This is a genomic window from Vibrio sp. OPT46, from assembly GCF_015163535.1.
GTDB lineage: Bacteria > Pseudomonadota > Gammaproteobacteria > Enterobacterales > Vibrionaceae > Vibrio > Vibrio alginolyticus.
Window position 1 is genome coordinate 1 of the sequence record NZ_JADDYG010000023.1, and the last position, 10986, is coordinate 10986.

Here is a 10986-nt window from a genome sequence, read left to right on the forward strand (position 1 = left end):
AATGGGGCTTAGCACTGTTTAGTTAAGCCCCACTTTTGAAAGGAGTTGGTACCTATTTTATTCGTCAAAGAGAGCCTCAATTTGTTCATTGTCTAAGTCCCCTTTCCGACTTTTGAACCTATTAAAACCTTGTTTAACTGTTTCTTTAACTCTTGCTTTAACAGCGTTAAAAAAGTCCTTCCAGTCGATCTTGTAATCTGAGTCCAATGTGTATGCAATAATGCTAGGAATTGAAGATCGTGCAACGCTATCCAGAACAGCCATCTCTTGTGGTGTCGGTTCCGCCTCTTCTAAATGCAATTCAAAAACCTTGATCGTTATGTACCACTTCTCACTATCGTAGTGTACTAAGTCACTATCGAATTTCGAAAGGAGAAATTTAATCTCGTTAGAACTTAGTTTATAGGTAGGGAAACCAACGACAATGTTCATGAATTTTGCAGCCATACCATTGTCTATTATTTTTCTTCCTGGAATCTGGCTAGCACTACCCTTTCTGAGCTCGTTTTTGATGTGTGAAAAACTACAACGCTCTGTGAACTTAGCCCTAAGTTCGACTAGGGTGTGTTTTGCTGCTCTATCTGCAATCGTACTTGCTTCAGTTATACTGATTTTTTTGTTCCTATTTTGTTTTAGCAAAATTGCTGTTTTAAGTCTTCTGGCGTATAAGCCAGGGAAACCTTCTAAGTCACTGTAAGGGTAATCGTATGCTGATTCTAAACATTGTTCATACAGTTCCACCCAAGGGCTTTTTAACTCTTCTAGCTCTACAGTCATTGTGAACTCCACTTTCTATTGTTTATAGTCCATTTATAGCATATATCTAATTTTATTAACACAAAGCTGACTTAACATTTGCTATAATATATAATAGAATTCTTAGCAATATGGTTATTACCGCAATATAATAAATACAAAAGTAGTAAACCTTTGATTTAAGGTGATAAGAATGCCAAAAACCAAAAAGTTACTTATCTCTAGGCTGGCAGACATTGTTCAAAAGATTGAACTACTAGAGAATCCCAAACGCAACGCCCGAATTTTAGAGTTGGCACTAGGGCTAAATGGTGAGGGTCCACATACTCAAGCTCAGATTAAAGAATTTCTTGACGTGGAGTACCCAGAAGCAACTGTTAGTACCGAAAGAATCCGTGTCATCAAGAGTGTACTTGTAGATTCGTTTGGCAAGGAACTAGTTAAATCGTGGGATGAGTTTTTCGAAAATCTGTTTGATTACCTGTACTCTCAGGTCCCAATTGAAATTGGGCTACTTGCCCAACGCTTAGCCGATCCCAAATATCAGAGTTTTAACCCCAAGCTTGGACATCAAGAAGCATTTAGTGAAAAACCATTTAATGTTTTGGGGCTGATGAAAATCCTAGAGTTCAGACCAAAAGTCGACACGAGACAACTCAAAATTAAGAGGCTCTATTTTGAGTTCAATGACACACGTATAAAGGGTCGTGAGAGAAATACTAAAGAGTCTACGCTTTTCCTTATTCCAAACAACTTTAACGTTAAGTTAGAAAACCTTCTTAACCACGCAGAACGAGCTGTAAAGTTCAATGGGATGATACAAGAGCAAATCTTACTACCTCTCATGCCTAAAAAGCTGCCTGTACATAAAAGAGAGGAATTAGCTCACTCTTTGCTTATCTGTCATAAGGATTTCATGTGGCTAGATGAGCGATTAGGCTACTTGACCCTAACTAACTCTTTAGATAATAGGATTACAAGATTTGCAGCTAAGATTTTTAAAGTTGTTGATGAGATTTCAATTGCCCTATTTTCATGCCAAATATCAAGAGCAGTACGGGCCCAAGCTCGCGCATTAAGAAGTGACTCAGATTTAGAGTTTCTACAAGAGCGCTCAAATTTATTGAATAATGTCTCTTATGGTTCTGACATACCTTTCAAAGTGCAAGACGCTTTAATGTATTTCGTTAGAGCGGGATTATGCACGATTGATGAGAGCAATACTCTTCGTCCTACTGAGCTGTTACTGGATAACGTTGATGTTTCTCTTCGTCGTTCAGAAGAAATAATGATGGACGTACTAAAGAATGCACCAAACCAAACGTTAAGTAACTCTGAATTCCGCGAGAAAAGCATAAAAGAGATATCTGAGAGGACAGCAAAGCTGTATGACGAACGTTTTGAAGATTTTATTGCTAAGGACATTATTCTTAAGAAAGACCAGCTCGTGCTTTTTAATAGGGATAGCGTTGACTCTTTAAAGAGATGCACTAGAAGCGCTATTGAATCTCAAAGAAGCATTTATAAAGGCGCTCGACAACCTCTTTATCTAAGACTAATTGAACTTGCCAGTTTATATATTGAACGAGCCAAGAAAGCTAACGCTTCAATTGCATCTAATCGTACACAGTTGAGAAAAGCTAAGGCAGATAAGAAGGTGAAGCTTGAGAAAATCGAATCTCTTGAATCAACCTCTTCTGACTTACGTTTGTTAAAAGCAGAGTGCTCTGATTTCTCGTTAAGAGTTGATAAGTTACAAGAGGAACTGCAACGATTAAACAGAAAAGTTTCTCAGTATGAAAAGGCAGGTGAATCTAGGAGATCTTTGTTGAACTCAGAACTTGAAAGGATTCATATTGCTGAAAGACACATGTCATTCTGCGAGCGATTGCTAACTACAAGAGACTCAATTTATGAAAAATCAATTCAAATCGTTGTCGATGAGCTTTGTTCTACTCTGATGTCACTCAAAAGTAGTGAGGTTGATGAAGAAATACTCAAATCCAAGTCAGACGTTGCTATTAACGATGTTCTCGGCTCAATTCTAAACAGAGTTGAAGGCATCGATTCTGAGTTTTCTAATGATCTCGAGAAGCTTAAATTTACTGATATTCTAATCTACCGTGTGATATCAGATTCGATTTCCTTACTCGATAGACTCGACTCTGAGCTACCAGAACCAAATGATAAATTTTCAGATTTGATATTGAATTTGATTTTGGAGTTACCTGAGGATTCCGATGGTAATAGGAGCACTACGTATAGCGAGTTTAAATCAGCTTTAATCGAAAGAGCTATCGCTGACGAAAGAAACCATGCTGTTGGCCACTTCAACCAACATAATAGCTATAGCCCCCTCTTTGTTCGTGTGAGAAAAGCGGAATACTCGTACGTAGGTACTGAAGCTTCTAAGCATGCTGACTTTGAGTATATATAACTAAGAGATCAGGAGTACAAATGCTAAAGATTTTTAACAAATTTATGATGTTACTTGCCCTATTTGCTACCGTAAGTTTGGTGTCATCAGTTGTTGAAGGAAATGCAGTCTTAGTCTTTATGACGTCGGCATTTGTACTTGGTTTGCTATGCATCATTCATAAGTTCAAAGGTGGAGTACTATCTCCTACCCTCTTAAAGGCCGTTGAGGTTGCAGTGGTAATTGTATCTATTGGATGTTTGCTTACAGCTCCTCCCGGCGAGGGATTTTACGTTTTAGCTTGGTTATGGACGACCGTGTTTTTCACGCTGTATAAAAAGGCCGATACTCATGTCTAATTCATTAAGCAAAAAAGTTAACATACGTGGGCCAAATAACTACCAGTTTTTAAAGTGGATTCTGGATGCTAACGATAATTTTTTGGCACTTAACCACTGCAATGACCCGGATGGTTTTCGTACAACATCTAAAGCAATTCAATCTCAGCTTAATAAAATTGATGAAACGGATGTACAGAAGATTCGGTCTACTTTCATGCAATTATTGGTTTTCTTTCCAGAGTCTAGAGTAGATAAGTTCGTCGGTTTGTTTCATGCTGCGAAATCTCGTGATAAAACTTCAACAACCACAATGGCACTGTCTAAGCTTACCAAAAAAAGGTTTGATTCCTTATGTAAGAGAGTAGCTAAGTCTTCAACGAATGATGAGTTTTTAAATCTGCTACTCGATTTAGCGGAGACAGAATATGGGTTGGATGAAAGTAACATGAGGTAGTGGTTTGGTAGGGCCCATATTACTATTCATATTAGAAAATAAAGCAGCTACGATAGCTGCTTTAATTTAAAAATTAATAGTTAAAAAACTGGGATTGTTGACTATGAATGCTATGTAAGAGCTTATCACTATATATGGCCCCAGTGGATACTGCCCTCTCGTTCCTCTTATGTATGTTATGACGATGAACACAAACATAAAGAGTATTGTGAGCATTGTTATCTCTACGCCAGCCCAAGCCCCTATACCAGCCCCCAGCCTTAAATCACCATTTGCCATTCCAATATTTTTGTAAAGCACTTTATGCATAGTATTGAAAAGGTAAAGAAGCCCATACCCTAATAAAGCACCGCTAAGCGATTCTTCGGAAGATAGATAGCCATACTCTGTACAAGCCAGAACCAAACCAGACCATAAAATGAAATTTGTTAGTTTTTCTGGTAGAAATTGACTCGCTAGGTCAACCAAAAACGCCATTGCTGTTAGGCAAAAGAAAATGAGCATTAAAAGAAACTGCTCAAATGAAGTTGCTATTTGGTATAGAGTCACCGTTGAAGCGGCTACGGTAATTTCTAATACAAATACCTCTTTATAAGTTTGGTTGTTTCCCTTCAGGCCACCAGCAATGCAGGAGAAAGGTACCCAGTATCCAACACTTTTGCATAAGCTAGTGAAGTCAAACCGTCCTTCACGGTTACTTGGTTCTAAAGAGTATTCAGGATAATAGGTGATGAGATCATTTCTGATCTCATCTTCTTCAATTTGTGGCAGTAATCCAGCTATGACATAAGTGATCTTTGCAATGAGACTACCAGTAATTACCAGGAACAGATAAGAAATCATTGTTATCTTGTAATCTCCATAGTTTCTTGCTCTTTGGAGTTCATATCAGAACGCGAACCATCACCTCTTCGCAATGTTGCTCTCCATGGCTTATCCAAATCAATCTCCGTTTTTAAAGGAGTACTAATTTCAGTTAGATTCTCAAATGCTTTAGCTACGAAGTAGCTGTATGGCTCACGTTGATTCTTCTTCGCTGTTCGAGGCATTTCTTTTGCAGCTTGTATTTCACGTTCTGCTACCAAACCAGCTGCTGCAGATTTTAAACTTGAAATCTTTAAGGACTTTTGTGTCCCATCTAGTGGGTCTTCATACAGTAGATTTTGTCTACTACTAGGGTCATTCTCAATAATACCTTTCTCTTTAAGATCGTTAACTACCTTCCTTACTCCAGTTTCGTGCAGTCTGGTAGCAACTTTGTTGTAGTATTTAGATAGTTCACCTGTATTACCCACAGGGCTATTCCATATGCCGAAAAGAGCTTGCCTAAGCGTATCCTCAGGTATTTGACGTTTTTCAATAGCGTCCTTTAGACAAATTCGACTAAAGTATATAGGGTCATTAGCGCCCTTAATTGGGCTTGAAGGCGTGGTAAGATATTCATGTACCTTTGCGTGTAGCTTTTTATCAAGAGCAGAAAATTTCGTCACGTAGCCTTGCTCATTGCGTGTAGATTCGATCATCATCCCCACTCTAGCTTCAGTCGCCAACCAATTGCCTATTTCACTAGCTTTAGATGCATATTCTTGTTTAGCTAAGTTGTCTTCAGGTTTTTTTATTGATACCAATACTTCAAGTGCTTTTTGAGTTAGCTCTTTGGTATCTGATTCTGGAGATGTCTTTGATGCGTATAGGAAGGCTGCTTTCTTTTGTATAGCTGACTGTCCTTTGTCGCCTACAAGTTCATTAGCAAGTTTCACATAAGCTTTTACATCAGGATTATCATCGAAGTCGAAGTCATTAATATTGACCTTTGTTGTCTCCGAGAATGTTTTGGTTACAACCTGGATAGGCTCCTCTGATTGGTTAGTCACTTCTACTTTATGTGGTGTCTCAATTCTACTTGTAACGTCATGGACGTCTATGGCATTTTTGGCTGCACTCTCAGCTATGTTTGTAAGTAGTCCAGTAAGATGGGCCACACTCTCCTTATCTGAGGATTTGAGTGACTGAAGTACTTTTAAAAGTTCCTTTTCTATCTCACTTTGGTGTTGTCCATTTCTGGATTCATCCTTTATCTCGTTTGCAGGAGCTGTATTTTCTATGTCAGGGCTTGTTGTGTCTTTTGACGGTATCGCATCTGAGGATGTCTGTTCACTATTAGGGTTATAGGAAGAGGAAGTACCATCAAGGTCTGGTGCAACATCTAGGTTCGCATTAAAGTTTTGGTTCTCAGAAAGCGCAATTTCCTCAAACATTTCGACTTGCGCCTGGATTGAGTTTGCGGCTCGTTGTTCATTCCAAGCTTTCTGCTTAGATTTATCGAATATAGACGTTAATTGTTCTGTTGTTGGCACATTAACATCTGGAGCTTCTACGTCTACTAAAGGTAAATCGATTTCACTTCTAACATTCAAAGTAGAGGCTTCTACAGTGGTTGTTGATTTCCAATATTTCGAACTATCGGCCCAGGCACCTACCGTCGTAAAGCTTGAAATTCCAACAAAAGTATCTTTTGGTGTGAACTGGTCACTAAAGTTAATACTTGTAGCATTTAGTTCATCTAACACTAGCTGACTTAATGATTTTGCCCCAGTATTAGTTTTTATTACTTGTTCATCGCTGTTTGGTGGTCTTGTTGTAGAGTTGACAAGCACATCTGTCGTTCTATCAATCTTCTCCATAGATTGCTCAGCCAAGGAACGCTCGCCTACCCCTGTAGTTTTCTGATGCTTAAGATCCAGTCCATCGGACTTGGGGTCAACTTGACCCAATTCAATACTTACGTCATTGATTGTCGTATCTATACTGTGTCTTTCTGCTTGACTTACAGATGATGGCTGTTCGTTAGATACGGATTGGACTTCCACTTCTTGGTCAGCTAACTCAAACAAATCTATTGTGCCCTGGTTTTCAACATGTTCTGAGCCAGCAACACTAATGGTTTGCTCTTCCTCATCTATGCCGAAATCATCAAGACCCCATTCAACGTCTTCCATACCTGAAAAATCAGGCATATCGCTCTCTAATGGGTCGATTGTTGAGGGTTTAAACGATGGGGCGTCAAGTTCAGATAATTCATCCAACCAGTCATCTGCATTATCGAGTAATTCTGGGCTATCCGTTTCTGCCTCAACCTCAATGCTCTCTTCCAGGTTATGATTGCCGTGAGTGAGTTCATCGGACCAAGCGTCAGGGTTAGTCAGTTCTTGCTCGTGGTTTACAGGCTCGTTGTCTGTTTCTAGGTCAATAGCATCAACTATATTTTCTTTGAGCTGTTCTAACTGGGCTCCCTCTATTTCAGGTTCCAGTTCATTCATGTCAAGGTTAGCTAATGTGTCAATATCAAAGTTGAAATCATCGACAATGGGTTCTATTTCATGTGTGGTTTCAATAAGATCATGGTCCAAGCCTGTATATTGTTCTCTGAAATCAATATCGAAGCCACCATCGGCAGCAAGCTCTGCGAAGTTGGTACTATCTAAGGTTAATTCATTATCGTTATCTAAACCTTCTGTATGGGCGTTTTCGATGTTGTATAGCTCAATTAAGCTAAGAGTCTTTGTCGGCTCTCCAGTTGATGCATTAACCCAGCTACCCTCTTGGTTCAACATTATCGGGGTATCATTTGATATTGGGAGTTCGTACGTCCCCCAATCTGTTGAATCAATTTGTACTAAGCAGGTTTCTAGTTCTCGAGAAAGTTGACCAGGTTCCTCTTGCAGTGGTGCTTTTGGCTGCAATAGCGGTAAATCCACAGGGTCGATTGTTGTTGATATAGGCGTTTCACCATGCTTTGAAATATAGTAAACGGTTGTAGGTATGGTGAATTTAGTGCCATTCAATGCGTCAATTTTATTCTCTGCAAGAGCCAATGAATCGAACTCATAGTTACCGTTTACAGCTCCATTAGGTGCAAATGATTTAACTGTGTAAGGTTTTGACTGCCGCTCAGCGGGTTCGATATAGAAGTTTTGATCTGCACTAGAAAAAGCAGATGTATCGATATCAATAATGTTTGGTTGAGAGCTGATTCTGTCAAGCTCATAAGCAACTTCATTACTGTCAATTTCTAATTCAGTTACTGGTTCAAGTTCGTTTGTCGTCGTACAATTTATTTTGATTGTCTGATTTGAGTTTTCGAGCTTTGCTTGTATCGACCTTGGGTCCACTAATGTAGACATTACTTCCGATACGCTGAGGCCGAATTCTTCCTCAAATGTCCTTGAAGTAGTTCTGTCTGGCTTACCATCTGCATCAATATCTCGTAATACAAAGTTATGATCAGTAAGCCACTGATAATTATTGTTACTAAAATATATTGATTCGACTACAGCGTTGATGTCTTGTGCAAGGTCTGCTCTGCTGTTGTATCTCGGTTGTTTCAGCCCTTTACTACCTCCGATAACAAGCTCACCATCTTCAGAAACTCTTATTGGTCTAGCAAATGTTCCCGTTTCATTCTCAACAAGCAAAACGACATCATGGGCCAATTGAATATCCCTAATATCGTTGTATGTATCTGCGGAAGTAAAAGGTACTTTTGATTCCTCGTCAAAGCATCTGTATGTTGAACCAACATATTCGAGAGCTTTGGTGTAAGCACTATCAAGGTTTTTTTCAGCTTGAGAAAACTTCTCATAAGCTATCTGAACTGCGTGTCCCTTTTCAATTTCTAGGTTTATTAAAATTTCTTTAGCGGTGTCTGCTTTCTCAATAGTTTGCCAATCTCCGTCGATGTGACGTTGTAGCGAATATGACACTATTCGTTCTATATTATGTTCATTAGGAGCTACGTTAGCTTCTTGAACAGGTAGCTCAGAGACTCGGTGATCTATTCGCTCTTGTTCTACGGATACTGCTTTTGGAGTTTCGAATTGCATTCCAACGGGAAAGCTAGTGGTTAGTAGGGTCCCATCGATGCCATATGCATCAAAGATATCAGTGAATTTATCTCTTTCTGCATCCAGAAATTTCCTGGGAGCGACATACTCTTTTGATGGTGTAGTATTGTTGCTTATTACCAGCTCTAACTGGTCTCCCATAACTTCTATAGCTTTATCATATTCAAAAATATCGAATAAATTATTGTAGTCTGTAGCCTTAATTGCAGTGGCTTCTGGAAGTACATCTAACTTTTCCCAATCAACGCTAAAGCTTTTTACCCCAAATTCGTCGTAAGCTTGAAGAGCGACCTTCGCGCCTGTATTCAAATTAAGAGCTCTAATCGAGTGTTCACTCGTAGGGGCTTTTAAAAAACAGTCATTATCTGAGGCGTTTAATAGGGGGTTGTTAGGGTAGTCCTGGCTGTACCGCTTTATTGCGTGAGAGATATTATTAGCAAACATCGCACAAACAACAGCAACATCTAAACCACGTTCCTTAGCGGCGATAAACAAAGACCCTCCATTAGCAAAGCCTTCACTCGTTATGATCGTTGTCTTAGGTGTAATATTGCCGAGTTGAACAAAATTGTTTTTCATGTCGTCATTCATGACTTCAAACATTTTGTTAGTGGGATTTTCTTTGTTCCAGGGAGAGCCATTATGGGCTAAGAACTGTAACCCTCTAGTCTCCTCCACATTAGGGCCCATTTGAATGCTAACCGCTGGTTGGTCGTATAAAGATGTTAGTCTCATCAGACCATGGAGTTCTGGATAGTTTAGTAAGGCCTCCAAATGTTTTTTTTGGATATAAGTGCCTTTTACGGAATCTTTAGTGAGTTCTGGTTTTTCGAAATTGGCATCAATTAAGGTTTTAACCTCGATCTCACGTTTAGCGTTAGCTTCAGCTATCTCTTGCATCTTCTGTTGATGCTTAAGCTCTGCTTCTTTTGCGGAGGCAGCTATTTTATCCGCTAGTTCTTTTTGACGAGTTTCGTGAGCAAGACGAGCTTGCTCAGCTGTTAGGTTTGCCTCGTTACCCAAAGGGGCACAAGGTAGACGTTCGCACCAGCCTTTGAAGTCAGGTTTAAAACTGATAAATGTAGAGTCTCGACCTATAAGCGAAATACCGACGGCAAGTGAGACCGTTGGCGTTATGTCACTCGGATTTTTGTCGTTGTAAAAAACCCTAATCCCAGCAGCAACCGACCATTCTGACTTTTTACCGCCTTTGTGGTGGAATTCCTTAGCGATACCTCCGACTTTTGCACCATTTTCACCAATAGTTGGAGAGTCAGCGTATGAGTTTAGGTCAATGTCAAAATCAACGCGCTTACCACTAGAGCTTGTGTACTTTTGACTATCTGCGTAACTTTGTATCTCACTTAAGTGCTCTTGAAACATATTTTTACCAAGAAGCTGCAGTGATTTAGTGTCTGCTTGATACGTTTCGCTCAACATTAGCTCATAAAGTTCAGCTTTGTGTTGATACATTTGAGCAGGATTAGCTAGTTCATTTTCATGAACCCCGTTATTTAGAGACTTTATGTTTTCTCTAACTAGCTTCTCTAATCTAAAAAGTGAAGAATGATCTATGTACCCAAGTTTAACTGCTTGGCTAGAGAACTCACTTAAAAGTGAATCTTGAGCTTTGTGAGTTTTATCTAAGATTGATGCTGAGTTGTGTTCTGGACTAAACCTACGTTGCCATGCTTCATATGCTTTGTTTTTAGCGGCCACATACTCAGGATTTTTATATACATCGTCTCCGGTAGCCCTGAGCTCACTTGCAATTTTTCCGAGCTTTTTACGCTCTTCAAAGAATTCAGAAATACCATTTTTTGAATAGACTTCAAATCCAGATGTTAGATGGATGGCCAATGCAGCGGCTTTAGCCCAATGAACTTCTGCAAATTCCCTCGAATAAGTTTCATTGAGACTTTTTGACTTTCCATTCACGTAATCGGAAAGCTTTAAACTAGCACCCATTGAGTTCTTGGAGCGTCCGAATGGATGTCCATAATCTCTCAAAATAGTTTTGTTACGGTCTTTTTTAGTGGCATAGACCGTGCCTCGGAGACTTGCTTCTAGTCTTTCTACAATGTTACTAGGTGTATTGTGATTCATAGTTCCCCC

The 10986-nt window shown here is 39.4% G+C and carries 6 protein-coding genes; 3 read left to right on the plus strand and 3 right to left on the minus strand.

The features are described 5' to 3' along the window. Nucleotides 1-57: 57 nt before the first annotated feature. Nucleotides 58-777, minus strand: coding sequence for a hypothetical protein (locus IQR33_RS01955; protein ID WP_025634165.1), 720 nt, complete (start codon nucleotides 775-777; stop codon nucleotides 58-60). A 172-nt stretch (nucleotides 778-949) separates the two neighbouring features. Here IQR33_RS01955 and IQR33_RS01960 point away from each other — a divergent pair, with 172 nt between their 5' ends. The 3 genes from IQR33_RS01960 to IQR33_RS01970 are packed head-to-tail and all read left to right on the plus strand — an operon-like array spanning nucleotide 950 to nucleotide 3967. Next, nucleotides 950-3193 carry a hypothetical protein gene (locus tag IQR33_RS01960; protein ID WP_025634164.1) on the plus strand — a complete coding sequence of 748 codons (2244 nt, stop codon included), beginning with the start codon at nucleotides 950-952 and terminating at the stop codon, nucleotides 3191-3193. Between the two features lie 20 nt (nucleotides 3194-3213). After that, nucleotides 3214-3531, plus strand: a complete 318-nt coding sequence (locus IQR33_RS01965; protein ID WP_025634163.1) for a hypothetical protein — start codon at nucleotides 3214-3216, stop codon at nucleotides 3529-3531. After that, nucleotides 3524-3967, plus strand: coding sequence for a hypothetical protein (locus tag IQR33_RS01970; RefSeq protein ID WP_025634162.1), 444 nt, complete (start codon nucleotides 3524-3526; stop codon nucleotides 3965-3967). Before IQR33_RS01965 ends, IQR33_RS01970 begins: the two co-directional genes overlap by 8 nt. Before the next feature lie 66 nt (nucleotides 3968-4033). Here the strand turns inward: IQR33_RS01970 and IQR33_RS01975 are convergent, their stop codons facing one another. Then, entirely contained in the window at nucleotides 4034-4810 is a 777-nt protein-coding gene (locus IQR33_RS01975; protein ID WP_025634161.1) for a prepilin peptidase, read from the minus strand. Between the two features lie 2 nt (nucleotides 4811-4812). After that, nucleotides 4813-10977: a hypothetical protein gene (locus IQR33_RS01980; protein ID WP_193843462.1), complete on the minus strand. Its 6165-nt coding sequence runs from the start codon at nucleotides 10975-10977 to the stop codon at nucleotides 4813-4815. Nucleotides 10978-10986: the final 9 nt, after the last annotated feature.